General features: G+C 60.8%; 17 protein-coding genes, 1 pseudogene and 1 riboswitch. Of the genes and pseudogenes, 10 read left to right on the forward strand and 8 right to left on the reverse strand.

Going from position 1 to position 20,377, the window contains the following annotated elements:
* Nucleotides 1-19: 19 nt before the first annotated feature.
* Genes HKK52_RS25895 through HKK52_RS25905 form a run of 3 tightly spaced genes read left to right on the forward strand, consistent with a single transcriptional unit; the run spans nt 20 to nt 1,134 of the window.
* On the forward strand, nt 20-202 hold the full coding sequence (locus HKK52_RS25895) for a CPXCG motif-containing cysteine-rich protein (protein ID WP_008153387.1): 183 nt from the start codon (nt 20-22) through the stop codon (nt 200-202).
* A gap of 12 nt (nt 203-214) precedes the next feature.
* Nucleotides 215-475: a putative signal transducing protein gene (locus tag HKK52_RS25900; protein WP_123509219.1), complete on the forward strand. Its 261-nt coding sequence runs from the start codon at nt 215-217 to the stop codon at nt 473-475.
* Between the two features lie 35 nt (nt 476-510).
* Nucleotides 511-1,134 carry an SOS response-associated peptidase gene (locus HKK52_RS25905; RefSeq protein ID WP_054045626.1) on the forward strand — a complete coding sequence of 208 codons (624 nt, stop codon included), beginning with the start codon at nt 511-513 and terminating at the stop codon, nt 1,132-1,134.
* A gap of 105 nt (nt 1,135-1,239) precedes the next feature.
* On the opposite strand, the gene HKK52_RS33055 is transcribed toward HKK52_RS25905, so the two are convergent.
* Together HKK52_RS33055 and HKK52_RS33060 are read right to left on the reverse strand one after the other, a co-directional pair.
* Nucleotides 1,240-2,082 carry a methyl-accepting chemotaxis protein gene (locus tag HKK52_RS33055; RefSeq protein ID WP_442962295.1) on the reverse strand — a complete coding sequence of 281 codons (843 nt, stop codon included), beginning with the start codon at nt 2,080-2,082 and terminating at the stop codon, nt 1,240-1,242.
* Between the two features lie 12 nt (nt 2,083-2,094).
* Nucleotides 2,095-3,381, reverse strand: a pseudogene (locus tag HKK52_RS33060) (HAMP domain-containing protein); the annotation flags it as partial.
* 264 nt (nt 3,382-3,645) lie between these two features.
* On the opposite strand from HKK52_RS33060, the gene HKK52_RS25915 reads away from it, so the two are divergent.
* Nucleotides 3,646-4,464: a M48 family metallopeptidase gene (locus HKK52_RS25915; protein WP_169373120.1), complete on the forward strand. Its 819-nt coding sequence runs from the start codon at nt 3,646-3,648 to the stop codon at nt 4,462-4,464.
* 185 nt (nt 4,465-4,649) lie between these two features.
* Here HKK52_RS25915 and HKK52_RS25920 read toward each other — a convergent pair whose 3' ends face one another.
* The 3 genes from HKK52_RS25920 to HKK52_RS25930 form a co-directional block, all read right to left on the reverse strand.
* A complete protein-coding gene (locus tag HKK52_RS25920) occupies nt 4,650-5,234 on the reverse strand; it encodes a TMEM165/GDT1 family protein (protein WP_054045620.1) in 585 nt (194 codons plus the stop codon).
* A gap of 88 nt (nt 5,235-5,322) precedes the next feature.
* Nucleotides 5,323-5,447: riboswitch (yybP-ykoY riboswitch) on the reverse strand.
* A 40-nt stretch (nt 5,448-5,487) separates the two neighbouring features.
* Nucleotides 5,488-6,486, reverse strand: a complete 999-nt coding sequence (locus HKK52_RS25925; RefSeq protein ID WP_169373121.1) for a class I SAM-dependent methyltransferase — start codon at nt 6,484-6,486, stop codon at nt 5,488-5,490.
* A gap of 33 nt (nt 6,487-6,519) precedes the next feature.
* A complete protein-coding gene (locus HKK52_RS25930) occupies nt 6,520-7,485 on the reverse strand; it encodes a 2-hydroxyacid dehydrogenase (protein WP_169373122.1) in 966 nt (321 codons plus the stop codon).
* Nucleotides 7,486-7,639: 154 nt separating this feature from the next.
* Between HKK52_RS25930 and HKK52_RS25935 the strand changes: the two genes are divergently transcribed.
* The gene (locus tag HKK52_RS25935) at nt 7,640-8,269 is read left to right on the forward strand and encodes a LysE family translocator (RefSeq protein WP_169373123.1); all 630 of its coding nucleotides are present in this window, start codon (nt 7,640-7,642) and stop codon (nt 8,267-8,269) included.
* 66 nt (nt 8,270-8,335) lie between these two features.
* Here HKK52_RS25935 and HKK52_RS25940 read toward each other — a convergent pair whose 3' ends face one another.
* Complete coding sequence (locus HKK52_RS25940; protein ID WP_169373124.1) at nt 8,336-9,109, reverse strand: AraC family transcriptional regulator; 774 nt, start codon at nt 9,107-9,109, stop codon at nt 8,336-8,338.
* 85 nt (nt 9,110-9,194) lie between these two features.
* Between HKK52_RS25940 and HKK52_RS25945 the strand changes: the two genes are divergently transcribed.
* The 5 genes from HKK52_RS25945 (at nt 9,195) to HKK52_RS25965 (ending at nt 18,863) form a co-directional block, all read left to right on the forward strand.
* Nucleotides 9,195-10,379: an MFS transporter gene (locus tag HKK52_RS25945; protein ID WP_169373125.1), complete on the forward strand. Its 1,185-nt coding sequence runs from the start codon at nt 9,195-9,197 to the stop codon at nt 10,377-10,379.
* A 147-nt stretch (nt 10,380-10,526) separates the two neighbouring features.
* Nucleotides 10,527-12,209 (forward strand): fatty acid--CoA ligase, encoded by a 1,683-nt coding sequence (locus HKK52_RS25950; RefSeq protein WP_169373126.1) that lies wholly within the window; start codon nt 10,527-10,529, stop codon nt 12,207-12,209.
* A 346-nt stretch (nt 12,210-12,555) separates the two neighbouring features.
* The gene (locus HKK52_RS25955; RefSeq protein WP_169373127.1) at nt 12,556-14,445 is read left to right on the forward strand and encodes a DUF1302 domain-containing protein; all 1,890 of its coding nucleotides are present in this window, start codon (nt 12,556-12,558) and stop codon (nt 14,443-14,445) included.
* A 28-nt stretch (nt 14,446-14,473) separates the two neighbouring features.
* A complete protein-coding gene (locus HKK52_RS25960) occupies nt 14,474-15,838 on the forward strand; it encodes a DUF1329 domain-containing protein (RefSeq protein WP_133840288.1) in 1,365 nt (454 codons plus the stop codon).
* A gap of 286 nt (nt 15,839-16,124) precedes the next feature.
* Entirely contained in the window at nt 16,125-18,863 is a 2,739-nt protein-coding gene (locus tag HKK52_RS25965) for a LuxR C-terminal-related transcriptional regulator (RefSeq protein WP_169373128.1), read from the forward strand.
* A 40-nt stretch (nt 18,864-18,903) separates the two neighbouring features.
* Here HKK52_RS25965 and HKK52_RS25970 read toward each other — a convergent pair whose 3' ends face one another.
* Both HKK52_RS25970 and HKK52_RS25975 read right to left on the reverse strand, forming a co-directional pair.
* Nucleotides 18,904-19,695 (reverse strand): PP2C family serine/threonine-protein phosphatase, encoded by a 792-nt coding sequence (locus tag HKK52_RS25970; RefSeq protein WP_169373129.1) that lies wholly within the window; start codon nt 19,693-19,695, stop codon nt 18,904-18,906.
* 2 nt (nt 19,696-19,697) lie between these two features.
* Entirely contained in the window at nt 19,698-20,372 is a 675-nt protein-coding gene (locus HKK52_RS25975; RefSeq protein ID WP_133840291.1) for a vWA domain-containing protein, read from the reverse strand.
* Between the last annotated feature and the right edge of the window lie 5 nt (nt 20,373-20,377).

Genomic DNA, 20,377 nt, shown 5'->3' on the forward strand with positions numbered 1-20,377 from the left:
AGTCACCTGGGAGACCGCGATGCTGGAAACCGAGCGCTACGAATGTCCGTATTGTGGTGAAGAGGCCGAGGCCGTGCTGGATTTGTCCGGCGGCGATCAGACCTATATCGAGGATTGTCCGGTGTGTTGCAGGCCAATCACGTTTGTCCTGCAAACCGATGGTCAGGAATGGTTGCTCGAAGTTCATAGCGAGAACGAATGAAAGGGGCGCCTGATGCAGCGAATCTACGAACCGGAAAACCTGATGGAAGGCGAGTTGTTGCAAGGCATGCTGGCCAGCGAGGGCATCGAAGCGCATCTGGTGGGGCGGGATTTGCTTGGCGGCACCGGCGAATTGCCGATCTACGGTTTACTGGGTTTGTCAGTGGATAACGATCAGGCCGAGTACGCCCGGGAACTGATCACCGCCTACAATGCCGCGCTGCCGATGCCCGGTGATGAACCGGAAAGTTTTCCCGGCACGCTGGTCTGTTAGGCTGACGGTCGTTTTATCAAGAGTCGTGTTGCCCCATGTGTGGACGTTATGCCCTGTTTCGCTGGAACCCCGCCTTCGCGGCCCTGCCTGGCTTCCCCGCCGATCAGCAGGCCCAGTGGAATATTTCTCCCAACGATTCGGTGTTGATGCTGCGTGCCGGCACGGACGGCCAGCGTGAGTTGGCCCGTGCCCGCTGGGGCTTGACGCCGCCATGGCTGACCGACTTGTCGCGCACCCCGGCCCATGCCCGGGCCGAAACCGTGGCCGAACAGCCCATGTTCCGCCAGGCCCTGCGCGAACGCCGCTGCCTGTTGCCGGCCAATGGTTTCTACGAATGGCGCGGCACCACGCGCAAGCGCCCGTATTGGTTGACGCCGGGGGAGGGCTCGGCGCTGTTTTTCGCGGCGATCTGGGAAGCGTATCCGGTGCAGGAACAGGTGTGGTTGAGTACGGCGGTGATCACTCAGCCGGCGGCGAGTCAGCGTCGGCCATTGATCCTTGATGAAGCAGGGCAGGCCGCCTGGCTGGATCCCGAGACGCCGTTGCATGTGCTGCAGGGGTTGCTGGCCGGTGAACCTGCCGCGTTGCGCGAGCGGGTGCTGGCGAACCTGGTGAATGATCCGAAGCTCAATGGGCCGGAGTGTTTGACCCCGGGTTGATCGTTCTCACGCTCTGCGTGGGAATGCAGCCACGGACGCTCCGCGTCCACTGTGACGCAGAGCGTCACGGGATTCATTCCCACGCAGAGCGTGGGAACGATCACTTCAAACCTTGAACTGATTGATCAAGCGCCGCTGCTGTTCCGCCAACTTGGTCAAATCGGCACTGGCCGCACTCGACTCATCCGCCCCGCCGGCCACTTCATTGGCCACTTGCCCAATGTTGATCACGTTGCGGTTGATGTCATCCGCCACCGCGCTCTGTTCCTCGGCCGCGCTGGCAATCTGGGTGTTCATGTCGTTGATCACCGACACTGCCTGGGTAATCGTCTCCAGCGCTTCAGCCGCTTTCGCCGCATGCTGCACGCTTTCATCGGTGCGGCTCTGACTGTCTTCCATGACCCGCACCACATCACGGGTACCTTGTTGCAACTGCTGGATCATGGTCTGGATTTCTTCGGTGGCCTTCTGGGTTTTCTGCGCCAGGTTGCGCACTTCATCGGCGACTACGGCAAAACCACGGCCCTGTTCACCGGCGCGGGCGGCTTCGATTGCCGCGTTCAACGCCAGCAGGTTGGTCTGCTCGGCGATCCCGCGAATTGCGGTAAGGATCGCGTTGATGTTCTCGCTGTCCTTGGCCAGGGTCTGCACCACGGCCACGGCTTTACCGATTTCAACCGCCAGTACCCCAATCGAATTCGAGGTGTCGCGCACGATCTGCATGCCTTGCGCCGCGGCCTTGTCGGCATGGCTGGCCGCCTGCGCCGCCGATGTCGCATTGCGCGCCACGTCCTGGGCGGTGGCGGTCATTTCATGCACCGCGGTGGCCACTTGATCGATCTCGGCCATCTGCTTGTGCACGCCGATGTTGGTGCGGATGGCGATGTCGGCGGTGTGTTCCGATGAATCGCTGACGCTCTGCACCGACGTCACCACCTGGGTGATCATTGCCTGCAACTTGGCGAGGAAGGTGTTGAAGCCCTTGGCGATCGAACCCAACTCATCGGCGCGGTCGCTGCTCAGGCGACGGGTGAGGTCGCCTTCGCCCTGGGCGATGTCGTCGAGCATGGCCACCATTTGCTTGAGTGGACGGGCAATGCCGTGGCCCACCAGCCAGATCACCAGCAAGCCGATACCAGCGATCAACAGACCCACCATGGCCATGCCGAAGGTGTCGGATTTGCGCTGCTTATCCAGATCGCCCTGGAGTTTTTGCAGGTCGGCCATCACCGCGTTCAGCGGCAATTGCAGCATCAGGGTCCAGCGGGCGTCGGTCTGGCCGATGCCGAACGGCAGGTACAACTCGATGCGGCCATTGGCCTTGTCGACGCTGTAGGTCACTTCGCCACGCTTGAGATTGGCCATGTTGGCAATCTGCTGGCTGTCGAGGATGTCACTGACCTTCTCACCGAATTTGCTCGGGTCCTTGGTGTAGGCGACGATCCGGCCATTGCCGCCGATCAGCGCCATCACGCCCGAGCCGCCGTACAGTTTCTGGTTGGCGCCCAGGAGCATTTCCTGGATGAAGTTCACCGACAGGTCGGCGCCGACGATGCCCTGGAAGGCGCCGTTGAGCATGATCGGTTCAATAAAGGAGGCGAGCATGACGATTTTGTCGCCGACCTTGTAGGGCGCCGGATCGATCACGCAGGATTTTTTGGTCTCTTTCGAGCACAGGTAGTACTCACTGGCACGGATGCCGGTGGACAGGGTTTTCTGGTCGTCGACGTCCACCAGTTTGTCCAGGCCCAGGCTGCCGTCCTCGTTGCGGAACCACCACGGCAGGAAGCGTCCATTGGCGGCGTCGATGCCGGCCACCTTGGTGTCGACGTAGGCCGCATCGTTATGGTCCAGGGCGTTTTTTTCCCAGCCGATGTAGGTGCCGAGAATCTTCGGGTTCTGGCTGACGTTCTGTTTGATCAGGCTGATCAGTTGCTCGCGGCTGATGTTCACCTGTGGCTGGCCATCGGCGCCCGGGGTGCCGATCAGTTCGTTGACCCGCACCAGCCCCCCGGCAATCAGCAGCGGCGCTTCGAGTTCGCGCTGGATCTGGCTGACCTGGGTTTGTGCCAGGGAAGTCAGGCGCTGCTCGATGACTTGCTCGAACTGCGCCTGGGTCCGTTCCTGGACCATGTCTTGCGTCCGGGCACCGGAAAACAGCGCGTACAGCACCAGGGCTGCCACGACACTGAGGACGATGGCGCCGGCAAGGGCCGCTACGGAAAACTGGATTGACTTGAATTTCATGGGTGCTCCGCACGCAAGAGGACGTCTGCGCTGTTGTATCGGCCGCAGATTCGGGGTCCATGAGCAAGTAATGGCGAAATGACTGTTTTGGCGTGCTGGAGGTCGCAAATGAAGCGCGGCGGGTGTGGCTTGCGGGCGTTTGTGAATTTTTTTCTGCGGCGCCGACGATATTGTCTGAAAAGTGCGTGCTACACGTCTGTTGTATCTGGCGCCGATACCATTCACCGCCTACGATACGCGGCATGTTTTCAGGGAGCTTTATTGATGAACAAGACATTGGTTGCAGGTGCATTGAGCGCGGGTCTGTTGCTCGCCGGTTGTCAGTCGGTCAACACCACCAGCGGCGGAGCCGTCGGGGTTGAGCGCAAGCAGTACATGTTCAGCATGCTGTCGAGCCAGGAAGTCGACCAGATGTATGCCCAGTCCTATCAGAAGACAGTAGGCGAGGCGACGAGCAAAGGGGTGCTGGACAAGACCAGTACCGAGGCCAAACGCGTGCAGGCGATCGCCAATCGGCTGATTGCCCAGGCGCCGAACTTCCGTCCGGATTCGGCCCAGTGGAAGTGGGAAGTCAACCTGATCAAGAGCGATGAACTCAACGCCAACTGCGGTCCTGGCGGAAAGATCATTTTCTACACCGGGCTGATCGACAGCCTGAAACTCACCGACGATGAAATCGCCGCGGTCATGGGCCACGAAATCGCCCACGCCTTGCGCGAGCACGGTCGTGAAGCGATGTCCAAGGCTTACGGCATCGAGATGGCCAAGCAGGGCGCCGGTGCCTTGTTCGGTCTGGGCCAGGACAGCCTGGCGTTGGCCGACACCGTGGCCAACTACGGTATGACCTTGCCGAACAGCCGCTCCAATGAAAACGAGGCCGACCTGATTGGCCTGGAACTGGCCGCGCGCGCCGGCTACAACCCGAACGCGGCGATCACCTTGTGGAACAAGATGAGCAAGGCTTCGGAAGGTTCGCCACCGGAATTCATGAGCACTCACCCGGCGTCGACCAGCCGTATCGCTTCGTTGCAGGCAGCGATTCCGAAGGTCATGCCGTTGTACGAGAAAGCCTCGAAGTCCTGACAGGTTTCTAATGATCGTTCCCACGCTCTGCGTGGGAATGCATCCTGTGACGCTCTGCGTCACGCCCCAAAAACGGACGCGGAGCGTCCAGGGCGGCATTCCCACGCAGAGCATGGGAACGATCAGTCAAGCGGGTCTGCTCTGCTTCAATCTTTCGGCTTATGACGTGTAGCTTGCCGCTGTTTTTATACCCACCCGCTGCTCTGCATCGCCTTGTACACCGCCACAATCGCCAGCACGAAGAACGCCGACGCCGCCAGTCGACGGATCAACGTCAACGGCAGTTTGTCCGCCGCAAAGTTACCCGCCAGTACCACCGGCACGTTGGCAATCAACATCCCGGCGGTGGTGCCGATGATTACCAGCCACAGGTCCGGGTATTGCGCAGCGAGCATGACGGTGGCGACCTGGGTCTTGTCGCCCATCTCGGCGAGGAAGAACGCGATCAGCGTGGTCAGGAATGGCCCGAACTTGCGGGCGGTGCTGGCTTCGTCGTCGTCCATCTTGTCCGGCACCAGGGTCCACAGTGCCGTCGCGGTGAAGCTTGCGGCGAGGATCCAGTGCAGCGTTGCATTCGAGAAGAAACTGCCGAACCAGGCACCTACCGCACCGGCTGCCGCGTGGTTGGCCAGGGTCGCGGCGACGATGCCGGCGATGATCGGCCAGGGTTTGCGAAAGCGAGCAGCGAGAATGAGCGCGAGCAGTTGTGTCTTGTCGCCGATTTCGGCCAAGGCAACGATTGCGGTGGGAACGAGAAGAGAATCCAGCATCAGGGTTTTCCTAAGGGGCGGGTCGACACGGCTATGACACGTACAGCCTTCCCGCCCCGGGTAAGGTGTTCGTGTCATAGGTCTTGTCAAACCCTGGCGATCCGTCTGTGCGGACGCTTGGGTCGCATACGCCATGGTCTGTTGACCAAGTATGTTGACGTATGCCGGACGAGCATGGCGCTCGTGGGAGACTACTCCCCTAGGACGGAGCGGATTCTGCCTAGGCAAAATCCGTTAGGCAAGCACTTATTTATCAGCCGCGCTTGGCCCGGTAGATTCGGAAACCCTGTCCTTCAGCCTTGATCGCACACACGCCCAAGTGCTCTTCGATCAGTGGCTGATACTTAAGAAAGCTGTTGGCGACCAAGCGCAGTTCGCCACCGTTTTTCAGATGTTTGGCTGCTTTTCGCAGCAAGTTTTCCGTTGCGAAATAATCGGTGTGCACACCGACATGGAACGGTGGGTTGCTCAGAATCGCGCTCAAGCCCATTGGCGCGGCATCGATTCCATCACCGGTAATCACCTCGGCTTCCAGACCGTTGGCGGCCAAGGTCAGACGACTGCTGGCAGCGGCAAACGCATCCACGTCCAATAAAGTGACCTGATTGTGCGGATAACGACGCTTGACCGCCGCGCCCAACACCCCGGCGCCGCAACCGAAATCGAGCAAGTGGCCGCTGGGCAACTTGTCCAGATGTTCCAGCAACAGCGCGCTGCCACGATCCAGCCGACCGTGGCTGAACACCCCCGGCAAACTGATGACTTTCAGCGGCCCTTCGGCCAAGGGCAGTTCGTATTCCTGGGCCAGGCTTTCCAGCGACTTGGCTTCTGGCGCGTTGGCCACGGTGACCTGCCACAACTGGCAATGCCGCGCGCTGTCGAGCTTGCGCGGCTTGCCGAACGGGTTCAGTTGCTTGGCCGCGCCTTCGATGCCGCTGCGTTTTTCACCGACCAGGTACAACTCACGACCGGCCAGGCGCGAGGCGAGGGCGTTGAGGATGTAATCGGTCAGGTCCTTGGACTTGGGCAGAAACACCACGGCCGTGTCGAATTCGCGCTCCGGCGCATTCACGCCAAACTGGCTGCGCTCGGCAAAACGTGCGTCCAACGCCGCTTGATCACCGGCATGCCAGCACCAGCCATGGGCGTCGGGCAGGCGGCCGAGCAAATCGTCGGCGGGCAAACCGGCCAGCAACACCGAACCCTGGAATAACTCGGCTTGACGAAGCAGTACTTCACTGCGCGGATCCATACTCTGCTCCTTGAAAAAAAGTGCCGCAGTTTATCAACTGACGACCCGCAGCGCTTTACCGCTGAAGAACGCCTGGGCGTTTTCAGTCAACTGGCCAACGATGCGCTGGCGCGCCTCGCGACTGCCCCAGGCGTTGTGCGGGGTGACGATCAGCCGTGGGATGTCATGGGCCAGCAGCGGATTGCCCGTTGTCGGTGGCTCGACGCTCAGCACATCCGTGGCCGCGCCGCCCAGGTGACCGTTGCGTAAAGCGTCGGCCAGCGCCTGTTCGTCGATCAAACCACCGCGCGCGGTATTGACCACAAACGCACCCGGTTTCATCGAGGCCAGTTCACGGGCGCCGATGAAGTGGCGGGTGTGTTCATTAAGCGGGCAGTGCAGCGTCAGGGCGTCGATTTGCGGCAGCAGTTCATTCAGCGGCAAGCGATCCGGCCGGGCAGGGCGGCCGGGAATCTGCCCCAGCAACACGCGCATGCCGAAGGCTTCGGCCAATCGCGCAACGGCGCTGCCCAGTTCGCCGTGGCCGAGCAGGCCGAGGGTTTTGCCTTCCAGTTCGACAATCGGGTAATCCAGCAGGCAGAACTGTTTGGCCTGCTGCCAGCGACCCTCGCCGACGGCTTTCTGGTAATCGGCCAGCCGCGTCGCCAGATTGAGCAGCAGCATGATCGTGTGCTGGGCCACCGACGGCGTGCCGTAACCCTGGCAGTTGCACACGGTGATCCCGTGGGCGCGCGCAGCCGCCAGATCGACGTTATTAGTGCCGGTGGCGGTGATCAGGATCAGCTTGAGTTCGGGACTGGCGGCGATGGCCGCTGCGTCGATCAGGATCTTGTTGCTGATGGCCACGGTCGCGCCCTTGAGGCGCTCGATCACTTGATCCGGCGTAGTCTGGGCGAACAGCTGCAAGTCGCTGAAGCAATCGCGCAAAGGCGTCAGGTCGAGGTCGCCCAGATCCAGGGACGGATGGTCGAGGAAAACGGCGCGGCGAGAGTTCGTCATCAACTGTACCTTTTGTGCAATGAACTGAAGGCGTAATCTGCCGAGCCTACCAGATGAAACAAATGGTTACGCACTACCCGGCCGGACGCTCCCACAGGGATAGCGTCAATCCTGTGAATTTTCATTTCCACCGATCCACCCCAGAGGAGCCCCCATGTACTGGACAGAATTCTTGACCGTCGCTCTGATTCACCTGCTGGCCGTCGCCAGCCCCGGCCCGGACTTCGCCGTGGTGGTGCGCGAGAGCGTGACCCATGGCCGGCGTGCCGGGACCTGGACTGCGCTGGGTGTGGGCACGGCGATTTTCCTGCACGTCGGTTACTCGCTGCTCGGCATCGGCCTGATCGTGTCCCAGTCGATCGTGCTGTTCAACGCCTTGAAATGGGCGGCCGCCGCCTACCTGCTGTACATCGGCTTCAAGGCCCTGCGCGCGCAACCGGCAAAACCGGTGTCGGACGACCTGCACAAGGAAGTCGGTGAGCGCACTGCCCGCGGTGCGTTTACCTCGGGCTTCGTCACCAATGGCCTGAACCCCAAGGCCACGCTGTTCTTCCTGTCGCTGTTCACTGTGGTGATCAACCCGCACACGCCGTTGGCGGTACAAGCCGGCTACGGGGTTTACCTCGCGGTGGCGACGGCGTTCTGGTTCTGTCTGGTGGCGATGCTGTTCAGCCAACAACGGGTACGTGCCGGTTTCGCCCGCATGGGTCACTGGTTCGACCGGACCATGGGCGCGGTACTGATCGCCATCGGCGTGAAACTCGCGTTTACCGAGATGCATTGATACCTGAGGAGCGCGGCTTGCCGGCGATGGCGTTCTTGAGATCGCCATCGCGAGCAAGCTCAGCTCCTACGAAAGCGGATTGAGTTCGCTCAGTTTGTTCAGCGCGTTCAGATACTCCCGGGGATTCTCCCCGAGCAAACGGCGAAACATCGCGCTGAACGCCCGGGCGCTGCCGTAGCCCAGATCCCGCGCCACGCTCTGCACGCTTTCCCCGGCGAGCAGCCGCGGCAGGGCTTCCATCAGGCGCAGTTGCTGGCGCCAGGCATTGAAATTCATCTTCAGTTGTTGCTGGAACAGCCGCGCCAAGGTTCGCGAACTGGCGCCGACCTGCTGTGCCCAGTCTTCCAGGGTGTTGGGATGGTCTGGCGTACGCAGCAGCGCCAGGCAGATGCCTTGCAGGCGCCGGTCCTCGGGCATCGGAATGTGCAGCGGTAGGTTTTCCAGACCGGCGATTTCTTCCAGCATCAGCTTCTGGATCAACGGGTTTTCTGCGTGTTGCGGGCCTTGCACCGCGCGCAGGATCAACTCGCGCAGCAATGGCGTGACGGCCAGCACGCAGCACTGATGCAGGCTCGGCGGCGACAGTTCGGCGGCAATGAACAGCGAGCGCATGCGCACCTCGCCCGACATGAAAATCTCATGCGCCACCAACGGCGGAATCCATACCGCACGGGTCGGCGGAATCACCCACGCACCCTGCGCCGTGACCACCCGCATGGTGCCGCAAACGGCATAGAGCAACTGCGCTTCGCGATGTTGATGCAGTTCCTGGTGCGCGCCATCCATGTAATCACGCGGATAAGCGCTGACCGGGCCGTGCAGGAAGTGGCTGATTAACATGTCTGTTCCGATGACTTTGTTGTCAGGAATACGCTTTTTCGCCAACTTAGCATAAGCCGCTCACTACAACGTAAAGCGTGCCGCGATGAACCAGTCCAGAAATGTCATCCGCTACATCAACGCAGCTCATGTGATCGACCACATGTTCATGCTGATTTTCCCCGCCGCCATTCTCGGCATGACCCAAGCCTTCGCGTTGGATTACGCCGCGCTGATCGGCTTGTCCCTCGGCGGTTTCATTGCTTTCGGCGCCTGTTCGCTACCGGCCGGTTGGCTGGGGGATCACTGGAGCCGGCGGCAAATGATGCTGGTGTTTTTCTTCGGTATTGGCGCCTCGGCGATTTTCACCGGTTTGAGCAGCAGCGCGCCGATGCTGGTTGTCGGCCTGACACTGATCGGGGTTTTTGCCGCGATCTATCACCCGGTGGGCACTGCAATGCTGGTGGCCTATGCGCAGAACCGCGGCCGGGAAATCGGCATCAACGGCATGTGGGGCAACCTCGGCGTGGCGTTTTCGGCGCTGATCACCGGGTTGCTGGTGGCGCAGTTTGGCTGGCGTTCGGCATTCATTCTGCCGGGGGTGGTGGCGATTGCATTGGGCATCGGTTTCGCCTTGCAGGTGTGTGAAGAACCGATCCCCAAGCGTCCGCACACGCCGCTCAAAGGCGCGGCCGGCCAGCGGATTTCCATGGTCATGGTGTTTGGCGTGCTGGCCCTGGCCACCGCGACCGGCGGCGTGGTGTTCAACGCCACGACCATGACCTATCCGAAACTCTTTCAGGAGCGCCTGCATGATTTGTTCGCGTCGCCACAAACCCTTGGCGTGGTGGTCAGCCTGGCGTATGCCTTCGGTGCCGTGGCGCAGCTGAGCATCGGCCGGGTGTTGCACCGTTTTAGTCTGAAATGGCCGTTCATTGTGTTGACGTTGTGCCAGGCGCCATTGCTGTTCGGGTTGGCGTATGTGGACGGCTGGGCCGTGATTGCATTGGGCGCGGCGTTCATGTTCGTGGTGTTTGGCCAGGTCACGGTGAATGACGCGATGGTCGCCAACTTCGTCGCCCCGCAATGGCAGTCCCGGGTTTTTGCGCTGCGTTACTGTTTATCGTTCGGGGCCAGTGCGACCGCGATTCCGCTGATTTCGTTCGTCGAACCGCGCCAGGGTTTTGTAGGCCTTTATCTGATATTGGCGGGTTTTGCGGCATTGACCTTCTTGGCGGCGCTGGTTTTCCCACGGACGCCGTCTGAGGCTGCTGTAGGACAAACGGCGTAACCAGTGACGAAATCCTGCAAATGCTGGCGCAAAGCTAGCATTTGTACGGCTGTGCAAATCATTCCTTTGGCTGATTTGGCTGGCGTATAAGGGCTTTAGAGTAATTATCTTCAAAGCCAAGACCGTGCAGTCAGAAAAGGGATTCTTATGTTGCAGACTCGCGTTATCCCGCCAGCCGAAGGCGCTTACCAGTATCCACTGCTGATTAAACGACTGCTGATGTCCGGCGCTCGTTACGAGAAAACCCGCGAGATCATTTACCGCGACCAGTTGCGCTACAGCTATCCGACCCTGATCGAACGGGTCGCACGGCTGGCCAACGTGCTGACGGCGGCCGGGGTCAAGGCCGGGGATACCGTGGCGGTGATGGACTGGGACAGCCATCGCTATCTGGAATGCATGTTCGCCATCCCGATGATTGGCGCGGTGATCCACACCATCAACGTGCGCCTGTCGCCGGAACAGATCCTCTACACCATGAACCACGCCGAGGACCGCTTCGTGCTGGTCAACAGTGAGTTTGTGGGGCTGTACCAGGCCATCGCCGGGCACCTGACCACGGTCGAGAAAACCCTGCTGCTGACCGACCTGCCGGAGAAAACCGCCGATTTGCCGAACCTTGTCGGCGAATACGAGCAACTGCTGGCGGCGGCGAGCACCCAATACGACTTCCAGGATTTCGACGAAAACTCGGTTGCGACCACCTTCTACACCACCGGCACCACCGGCAATCCCAAAGGCGTGTACTTCACCCATCGGCAACTGGTGCTGCACACCATGGGTGTGTCGACGATCATGGGCGCCATCGACAGCGTGCGGCTGCTGGGCACCAACGATGTCTACATGCCGATCACGCCGATGTTCCATGTGCACGCGTGGGGCTTGCCGTACGTGGCGACGATGCTCGGCCTGAAGCAGGTTTATCCCGGGCGCTACGACCCGGAATACCTGGTGGAGCTGTGGCGCAAAGAGAAAGTCACCTTCTCCCACTGCGTGCCGACCATCCTGCAAATGGTCCTCAACGCCAAAGCGGCGCAGGACACCGATTTCGGCGGCTGGAAAATCGTCATTGGCGGCAGCGCGCTCAACCGAACGTTGTACGAAGCCGCCAAGGCCAAGGGCATTCAATTGACCGCCGCCTACGGGATGTCGGAAACCGGGCCGCTGGTGTCCTGTGCTCACCTCAATGACGAGTTGATGGCGGGCACCGAAGATGAACGCACCACGTATCGGATCAAGGCCGGCGTGCCGGGGCCATTGGTGGAAGCGGCGATCGTCGACACCGACGGCAACTTCCTGCCTGCCGATGGCGAGACCCAGGGCGAACTGGTGCTGCGCGCGCCGTGGCTCACCGAAGGTTATTTCAACGAACCGCAGAAGGGCGCCGAGCTCTGGGCCGGCGGCTGGTTGCACACCGGCGACGTGGCGACCCTGGACAGCATGGGTGTGATCGACATCCGCGACCGGATCAAGGACGTGATCAAGACCGGCGGCGAGTGGATCTCGTCCCTGGACCTCGAAGATTTGATCAGCCGTCACGTAGCGGTACGTGAAGTAGCAGTGGTGGGGATTGCCGATCCGCAGTGGGGCGAGCGCCCGTTTGCCTTACTGGTGATCCGTGAGGGGCATGAGATCGGGGCTCGTGAACTCAAGGAACACCTCAAGCCGTTCGTCGAACTGGGGCATCTGAGCAAGTGGGCCATCCCGAGCCAGATCGCCCTTGTTACGGAAATTCCCAAGACCAGCGTCGGCAAGCTCGACAAGAAGCGTATCCGCCTCGACATCACTGAATGGCAGGCTAACAACAGCACCTTCCTCTCGACGCTTTGAGCGTGTTTTGACCTCCCCTGGCGTGCCCGAAACGGCACGCCAGCCCCACCAAGCAAGCGCTTGGCTTGTGAAATCCGAATTTTCAGCCATCCTTGCCGTGCCGACATGTGTCGGACTGGCGAAAGGACTGTTCCAGAGTGGCCGGCAGCTGCAAATCACACTTTAGAGGGATCAAGCAGTACTACCTGCTGGCTATAGTCCGCTCAAGGATTTTTAAGAACGGAGCAAACGCACAAACGGGGCGATGCACATTGGGATTGAATTCGGGACGCCTTGGCTCTCGGTCATCCACAACGTTTTTAAAAGTACTCACTGCCATAACAATAATGCACATGGAGTAGCGTCGATGACATCAGTAAACCAGTTCTGGCGCCGGGCGAAACTGCCCCTGGCGGTCAGTCTCGCCTCTTCGCTCGCCGGGCCTGCATTCGGCGTCAGTTTCAACGTCGGTGAAATCGAAGGTCAGTTCGACTCATCCCTGTCGATCGGTGCCAGTTGGTCTACTCAGAGTCCCAACAAGAACCTTATCGGCGTCAACAACGGCGGCCATGGTCTGTCGCAGACGTCCGATGACGGTCACGCTAACTTCAAGAGCGGGGAAACCTTCTCGAAAATCTTCAAGGGCATCCACGACCTCGAACTGAAATACGGCGACACCGGGGTCTTCGTCCGCGGCAAGTACTGGTACGACTTTGAACTCAAGGACGAAAGTCGCGAGTTCAAGGACATCAGCGACAACAACCGCAAGGAAGGCGCCAAGTCCTCCGGTGGGCAGATCCTCGACGCCTTCGTCTACCACAACTACTCCATTGCCGATCAGCCGGGGTCCGTGCGTCTGGGCAAGCAGGTCGTGAGCTGGGGTGAAAGTACCTTCATCGGCGGCGGCATCAACTCGATCAACCCGATCGACGTGTCCGCATTCCGTCGTCCGGGTGCCGAGATCAAGGAAGGCCTGATTCCGGTCAACATGTTCTACGTGTCCCAGAGCCTGACCGAAAACCTGTCGGCCGAAGCGTTCTATCAGTTGGAATGGGATCAGACCGTCGTCGATAACTGCGGCACATTCTTCTCTCAGCCGGATATCGTTGCCGATGGTTGCGACAGCAACTTGCGCGTGCTGAACAAGCGCTCGCAGATTCCAGCCGTGGCGTTAGGGCCGTTGGCCAGCGCGGGCGTCAACGTCAACGAAGAAGGTGTGCTGGTCCAGCGCGGCGGCGATCGCGATGCGCGGGACAGCGGCCAGTGGGGCGCGTCCTTCAAGTACATGTTCGACCCGCTGGACACCGAGTTCGGTGCCTACTTCATGAACTACCACAGCCGTGCGCCCATCTTCAGCGCCACCGGTGCTCCGCAGTCGGTCTATAACACTGCCGCGGCACTGCCTGGCCCGTTCGCGGCACTCGCACCGCTGCTGGTGGCAGGCAATTCGAAGTACTTCATCGAATACCCTGAAGACATTCGCCTCTATGGCCTGAGCTTCTCCACCACCTTGCCTACCGGTACGGCGTGGAGCGGTGAACTCAGCTACCGTCCAAACGCACCGGTGCAACTGAACTCCACCGATATCCTGTTTGCCGGCGTACGTCCTATCGGTGGTGCGTTGTCCAACGCTTCCCTGCTGACCGGCGTGCCGGGTCAGGACCTGCACGGTTATCGTCGCAAGGAAATCACCCAGTTCCAGACCACCCTGACGCACTTCTTCGACCAGGTCATGGGCGCCAGCCGTCTGACTGTGGTGGGCGAAGTGGGCGTGACCCACGTCGGCGGCCTGGAAAGCACGTCCGATGTCCGTTACGGCCGTGATCCGGTCTACGGTCCGGGTGAACTGCCCGCCACTGGCGGCGCCAACACCTGCGCCAACATCCTCAACGCCAGCACCATCAACGGCGCCGGCCCGGGTTCACCGCAGAACAACCGTAGCCGTAACTGCAACGACGAAGGGTTCACCACCTCCACTTCGTGGGGTTATCGCGGCCGGGCCATCTGGGAATACAACGACGTGTTCGCCGGCGTGAACCTCAAGCCGAACGTGGCCTGGTCCCATGACGTCAGCGGTTACTCGCCGGGTCCTGGCGGCAACTTCGAGGAAGGTCGCAAAGCGGTCAGCCTGGGCGTCGATGCCGAATACCAGAACACCTACACCGCGAGCCTGGCCTACACCAACTTCTTCGACGGCAAGTACACCACCGTGGACGACCGCGACTTCGTTGCGCTCAGCTTCGGCGTGAACTTCTAAGCACTGTTTTTTCAGGACGAACACACATATGAAAATAACAAAGAGTCTGTTCCACGCCGGTGTTCTGGGGCTTTCGCTGCTGGCGACAAGCGTCATGGCAGCGGTGCCTGCCGCTGAAGCGGACAAGCTGGGCAAGAGCCTGACGCCGATGGGCGCCGAGATGGCGGGCAATGCCGACGGTTCGATTCCGGCCTGGAAACCACTGGCGAAGAATGCCGGTTCCGTCGACAGCAAGGGCTTCCTGTCCGACCCGTACGCCAGTGAAAAACCGCTGTTCACCATCACCGCGCAGAACGTCGACCAGTACAAGGAAAAGCTTGCCCCGGGCCAGTACGCGATGTTCAAGCGCTACCCGGAAACCTTCAAGATGCCGGTCTACCCGTCCCATCGCGGCGCCACCGTACCGGATGACGTGTTTGCCTCCATCAAGAAAAATGCCACCAACACCAACCTGGTGTCCGGCGGTAACGGTCTGGAAAACTTCGAAACCGCCGTGCCGTTCCCGATTCCGAAAAGTGGCGTCGAAGTCATCTGGAACCACATCACCCGCTATCGCGGCGGCAGCGTAACTCGTCTGGTCACCCAGGCCACGCCACAGCCGAACGGCTCGTTCAGCCTAGTGTACTTCCAGGACCAGTTCGTGTTCCGCGACAAGATGAAGGACTACGACCCGAAAAACCCGGGCAACATCCTGTTCTACTTCAAGCAGAAAGTGACCGCGCCGGCACGTCTGGCCGGTGGTGTGCTGCTGGTGCACGAAACCCTCGACCAGGTTAAGGAACCGCGTTCGGCGTGGGTCTACAACGCCGGTCAGCGTCGTGTGCGCCGTGCTCCGCAAGTGTCCTATGACGGGCCGGGTACTGCCGCCGATGGCCTGCGTACCTCCGACAACCTGGACATGTACAACGGTGCGCCGGACCGCTACGACTGGAAACTCGAAGGCAAGAAAGAGATGTACATCGCCTCCGACAGCTACAAGCTCGATGATCCGAAACTGAAGTACGCCGACATCATCAAGGCCGGCCACATCAACCAGGACCTGGCGCGTTACGAGCTGCGCCGCGTCTGGCATGTGGTCGCGACCTTGAAGGAAGGTCAGCGCCACATCTATGCCAAACGTGACTTCTACATCGACGAAGACACCTGGCAGGCTGCGGTGATCGACCACTACGACGGTCGTAACCAGCTGTGGCGCGTTGCAGAAGCCCATGCCGAGAACTACTACGACAAGCAAGTGCCGTGGTACGCCCTGGAAACCTTGTATGACCTGCAATCGGGTCGCTACCTGGCGCTGGGCATGAAGAACGAAGAGAAATCGGCGTATGACTTCGGCTTCACCGCCACCACCAGTGACTTCACCCCGGCCGCACTGCGTCAGGATGGTGTTCGCTAACTCGCTGTAGACAGAGGCCGCATCCTCGAAAAACGCCCCGACTGGTTCGGGGCGTTTTTTTGTCTGACCATCCACACCCCCCGAAGGAGCAAAGCTCGCTCGCGATGGCGTCCGTACCCACACCGCATGAATTCCGATACATCGCGCCAACCCCAATCGCGGGCAAGCCATGCTCCTACGGTCTTTTTGTAGCCATTTGTAGCAACAACCTTCAATAGCGCTCCGTTTACCGCTAGTCTGCGGACATCTGCAACGCCGCCAACAGCATTTCAAACAAGAGCCGGCCATGACTGATCTGTCCCCACTTCCGGGTCCTGCAAGCGTTGCCGTCGCGGCACTGGACGGGCGTTTCTTCCGGCCCCCGTTGCCTGACGGCCATGTGCTTCGGCCTCGCCTGTGCGAGCGCCTGAGTGCCGGGCTCGGTGGTCGATTGTTGTTGGTCAGCGCCCCGGCCGGGTTCGGCAAGAGTTCGTTGGCGGTGGAGTTCTGTCAGGGCCTGCCGGCGCACTGGCAAAGCCTGTGGCTGGGGCTGAGCCCGCGTGACAACGATCCGGGGCGTTTCCTCGAGCGCCTGCTCGAAGGCCTCCAGGATTATTTTCCGCAGTTGGGCAGCAAAGCGCTCGGGCTGCTGAAAATGCGCCAGCGCCATCAACCCTTTGCGTTCGAAGAATGGCTGGACGGTTTGCTCGATGAGCTGGCCGTGCACCTGTCACCGGGTTCGCCGTTGTTGCTGGTGCTGGACGACTATCACTTGGCCCAGGGCCCGGTGCTCGATCGCTGTCTGCAATTTTTCCTCAATCACCTGCCCGATGGCCTGCTGGTCATGGTCACCAGCCGGCAACGTCCGGACTGGCACCTGGCGCGGCTACGCCTGTCGCGGCAACTGCTCGAACTGCATGAGCAAGACCTGCGCCTGACCCACGACGAAGCCCTGACCCTGCTTGATCGCCACAGCAGTTCGTTGCGCGGCGAGGCGCTGGAAAACCTGATCCAGCGCAGCGAAGGCTGGGTGGCCGGCCTGCGTTTCTGGTTGTTGGCGGCTTCCGAAGCGGGCAGCGATGGCGCGTTGCCGCAGTCGCTGCATGGCGGGGAAGGGCTGATCCGCGATTACCTGCTGGAAGAAGTCATCGACTGTTTACCTGCCGAAGTGCAGGCATTCCTCTATGACACGGCGCCTCAGGAGCGTTTTTGCAGCGAGCTGTGCGACGCGGTGCGCGAGGCCCATGACAGCGCCGAAATCCTGCGTTTCCTGTTGGCCCACCAGGTCTTTCTGGTGCCGCTGGACGAGCACGGTCACTGGTTCCGCTATCACCACCTGTTTTCCGACTTGCTGCGCACGCGGCCCAAGACCCAGGCCCTGGTGCCGGCCGCCAGCCTGCATTTGCGCGCCTGCCGCTGGTTCAACGCCCAGGGCTTGCTCGATGAAGCCGTGGAGCAGGCCTTGCGCGCCGGGCACCTGGATGTCGCGGCGAACCTGGTGCAGAACCTGTCGGAGGAACAACTGCTGGCCGAGCAGAACGTCGGCATGCTGCTGCGCTGGAAAATGGACTTGCCCGACAGCTTGCTGATCAGCACGCCACGGCTGATCGTGCTCTACAGCTGGGCGCTGGGACTGGCTTGCCAGCTGGACGCTGCCGAAGAGTTGGCCAATCATTTGAGCCGCTTCCTGCCGGCGCCATCGGCCACGGCGCAGAAGTCCATGCTCGCCCAATGGCTGGCTTTGAGCGGGATCATCGCCCGTGGGCGTGGCAATCGGGATCTGACGCTGCTCTATTGCACCGAAGCCCTGGAGAGCCTGCCCGCCAAGCGTTACGGCCAGCGCCTGATGTGTCTCTCGACCTTGTCCAACCTGGCGATTGCCGATGGCGACCTGTGGCGTGCCCGGGGGTTGAATCGTGAGTCCCTGGAGTTGGCGCAGCGGGTCGGCAATCCATTATTCGAGGCCCTGGCTCATTACGATCGCGCCCGAGTATTGCAGGCCCGAGGAGAAATCCTGCGCTCGCTGGATGAAGTCCGGCAGGGCCTGCAACGCCTGCACGGCTTGTCGCCGCAACGGCTCTACGCGGTGCGGGCCCGACTGATCTTGTACGAAGGTTTCCTGCTGGCCCTGCGCTCGCAACCCCAGGCCGCACGGCTGCGTTTGCAGGCTGGTTTGGGCGAAGCCCGGGCCTGTCGCGACATCAGCGTGTTGATCGGCCACTGCGTGATCGCCCGGCTCGAGGGCAGCAGTGGCGAGTTCGCCAAGGCCTTCGCCGAACTGGCCGAAGCCGAACGGCTGATGCATATCTGGGACGTCCCGCCGATCTACTACCTGGCGATGATCACCCTGGTCAAATGCGAACTCTGGCTGGCCCAGGGCCGCACCGACCTGGCCGAAGCCTGGCTCGCCCGACTGGGCCAGACCTACAACGGCGAACGCGCCGCCGCACCGCCGGAATTCCATCCACAGCTGCCGCTGCACATCGAATTGCAGCAAGCCTTGCTGGAAGTGATTCAGGGTCAACCGATGCTGGCGGAAGGGCGATTGAATGCGCTGCTGGAGCATGGGCAGCAAACGGGACGGCAGATGCTCAGCGTGATGGCGTTGACGCAGAAGATTGCGTTGCTGCTGGCGGGCGGACGAGAACCCGAGGCGCGCAAGGCATTGGCGCAAGCGCTGGAAGCGGCGGCGGGTGGCGTGCTGCAACCTTTCGATGGGTTGCTGGATGAGCATTCGGATTGGCTGCGCGGGCAACTTCAGCTCGCTGCGTCGAGCGCTGTTGCGCAAACCCTCATCGAGCATTTGCCTGCCGCCGTCGCGCGTCCCGCCTTGGAGTTATCCCCAGGCGCGGACAACCTCAGCGCCCGTGAACTGGCGGTCCTGCGCTTGATAGCCCAAGGCTGTTCCAATCAGGAAATTAGCGATCAGCTGTTTATTTCCCTGCACACGGTGAAAACCCACGCCAGCCATATCAACAGCAAACTCGGCGTGGAGCGGCGCACACAAGCGGTGGCGCGGGCGAAAGAGTTGGGTGTGTTGCAGTAAATTCCTCCGACACCCGCAAATCCGCGTCAGAGGCTTTCACTCATGCGGTTACGGTTGAGGCATCACCCGGCAAAATCGACAGTAAACCGATCGAGCAATCGTCGCCGGTTTTGAGGGCAATGGACTGTTGCAGGTTGTCGGCCAATACGACCTTCATTTTTTTGTGCGGTAGCGTCGCATTCCACTCCAGCAATCTCTGCACGGCTGAGGCGGGCAGACCGGTGGATTTGTGATAAAGGCTCTCTGCGCTGCCGTCGCTCATGATCGCGAAGCCGTTTTGCGCTTCGATTGGCCCACGGTAAAGCCTCAACTTTGACACCGCCTTCGGGTCGGTCAGGAACAGTGTGGTGTTGGCGAATTCACCATTTTCAGGCGCGGAAAGCGTCTGCAATTGGCCCTCGACATCCACACTGGCAATGATTCCGTCACCCAAATGGCCGGCCAGATAACGCCCGCGTGAATAGGCAACAAACGACAAGGTGCAGGCTAGCTCACTGATATCGCAGCCGAGCTTCGTCGATTTGCGCCGAAAAGCATCGAGGCAGCGATTGGTCAGGCGCTGGGCGGCTTTCGCGTGGTGCTTGTCCATGTGTTGCCAGAGGGTTTCGAAGTTCTTGCAGACAAAACCCAGGGTCGCAGTCACTGCGACCTGGGCGCCGATGTCGGATCGGGCCCTGGAACCGGCTCCGTCGGCCAATGCAATGCACGTCACGTCGTTCGACTGCCGCGCCGCGACGTAATCCTGACAAGGCGTCTGAGTTTTGAGGTGCGAGCGTCCGACGACGAAGGCGCAGGACGTTTTACCGCTGAAGTTCATCGGGAGCTCAGGCATGGTCAGATCGTTGCCCAGGCTTCGATGCCCTTGACGTCCAGCTTGATCTCGTCGCCTGGTGTCGACGCCGAGGCTTGGGAAACACTGCGGCTCAACCAGTCAAAGAACTCATTGAAGCGCAGGCCTTGCAGGCGTAAAGGCGGGAGTTTTGGCGAGAACCGCGCCAGTGACTGCACATTCGCTGCTTCACCGATCGCAATCGGGAACACCGTCAGTTTGCGTTGATTGATCAGGTTGCTGACGCGGGTGGCCACTTCTTCGATATCGTCGGTCGGTTCGCCGTCGGTCATCAGCACCATCCACGGCTGAAAGTAATCGACGCCGGCACGTTGATAATCGGCCTTGCGAGCTTCCAACAGATCCAGTGCGATGCCCACCGCATGGCCCATCGGCGTCATGCCCGAAGCGACCAGCGGCGGAACGTCCTGGCGGCTGATCGAGCTGAAATCGAGGACTTTTTGCGCCGTCCCGCCGAAGGTCACGATGCAGATCTCCGCAGCGTATTGCGCCACTTCATCGTCACGGATAGCGTCAAAAAACATCTTCACGCCGGCCTGTAGTTCGGCAATCGGCGCGCCGTCCATGGAACCGCTGACATCCAGCACCAAGCACACAGGTACGCGGGTGGTAGGGTTTTCGGCGAGATCTTCCTGGCGAAGGAGGTAATCGTCTTGCATGGCAA

The organism is Pseudomonas sp. ADAK2 (assembly GCF_012935755.1).
Taxonomy (GTDB): Bacteria; Pseudomonadota; Gammaproteobacteria; order Pseudomonadales; family Pseudomonadaceae; genus Aquipseudomonas.

Coding starts and splice junctions, on each gene's coding strand:
- HKK52_RS25965 (WP_169373128.1), top strand. CDS start 16,125: ATGACTGATCTGTCCCCACTTCCGGGTCCTGCAAGCGTTGCCGTCGCG.
- HKK52_RS25970 (WP_169373129.1), bottom strand. CDS start 19,695: ATGCCTGAGCTCCCGATGAACTTCAGCGGTAAAACGTCCTGCGCCTTC.
- HKK52_RS25900 (WP_123509219.1), top strand. CDS start 215: ATGCAGCGAATCTACGAACCGGAAAACCTGATGGAAGGCGAGTTGTTG.
- HKK52_RS25925 (WP_169373121.1), bottom strand. CDS start 6,486: ATGGATCCGCGCAGTGAAGTACTGCTTCGTCAAGCCGAGTTATTCCAG.
- HKK52_RS25940 (WP_169373124.1), bottom strand. CDS start 9,109: ATGTTAATCAGCCACTTCCTGCACGGCCCGGTCAGCGCTTATCCGCGT.
- HKK52_RS25930 (WP_169373122.1), bottom strand. CDS start 7,485: ATGACGAACTCTCGCCGCGCCGTTTTCCTCGACCATCCGTCCCTGGAT.
- HKK52_RS25915 (WP_169373120.1), top strand. CDS start 3,646: ATGAACAAGACATTGGTTGCAGGTGCATTGAGCGCGGGTCTGTTGCTC.
- HKK52_RS25920 (WP_054045620.1), bottom strand. CDS start 5,234: ATGCTGGATTCTCTTCTCGTTCCCACCGCAATCGTTGCCTTGGCCGAA.
- HKK52_RS25945 (WP_169373125.1), top strand. CDS start 9,195: ATGAACCAGTCCAGAAATGTCATCCGCTACATCAACGCAGCTCATGTG.
- HKK52_RS33055 (WP_442962295.1), bottom strand. CDS start 2,082: ATGATCACCCAGGTGGTGACGTCGGTGCAGAGCGTCAGCGATTCATCG.
- HKK52_RS25895 (WP_008153387.1), top strand. CDS start 20: ATGCTGGAAACCGAGCGCTACGAATGTCCGTATTGTGGTGAAGAGGCC.
- HKK52_RS25975 (WP_133840291.1), bottom strand. CDS start 20,372: ATGCAAGACGATTACCTCCTTCGCCAGGAAGATCTCGCCGAAAACCCT.
- HKK52_RS25905 (WP_054045626.1), top strand. CDS start 511: ATGTGTGGACGTTATGCCCTGTTTCGCTGGAACCCCGCCTTCGCGGCC.
- HKK52_RS25955 (WP_169373127.1), top strand. CDS start 12,556: ATGACATCAGTAAACCAGTTCTGGCGCCGGGCGAAACTGCCCCTGGCG.
- HKK52_RS25960 (WP_133840288.1), top strand. CDS start 14,474: ATGAAAATAACAAAGAGTCTGTTCCACGCCGGTGTTCTGGGGCTTTCG.
- HKK52_RS25950 (WP_169373126.1), top strand. CDS start 10,527: ATGTTGCAGACTCGCGTTATCCCGCCAGCCGAAGGCGCTTACCAGTAT.
- HKK52_RS25935 (WP_169373123.1), top strand. CDS start 7,640: ATGTACTGGACAGAATTCTTGACCGTCGCTCTGATTCACCTGCTGGCC.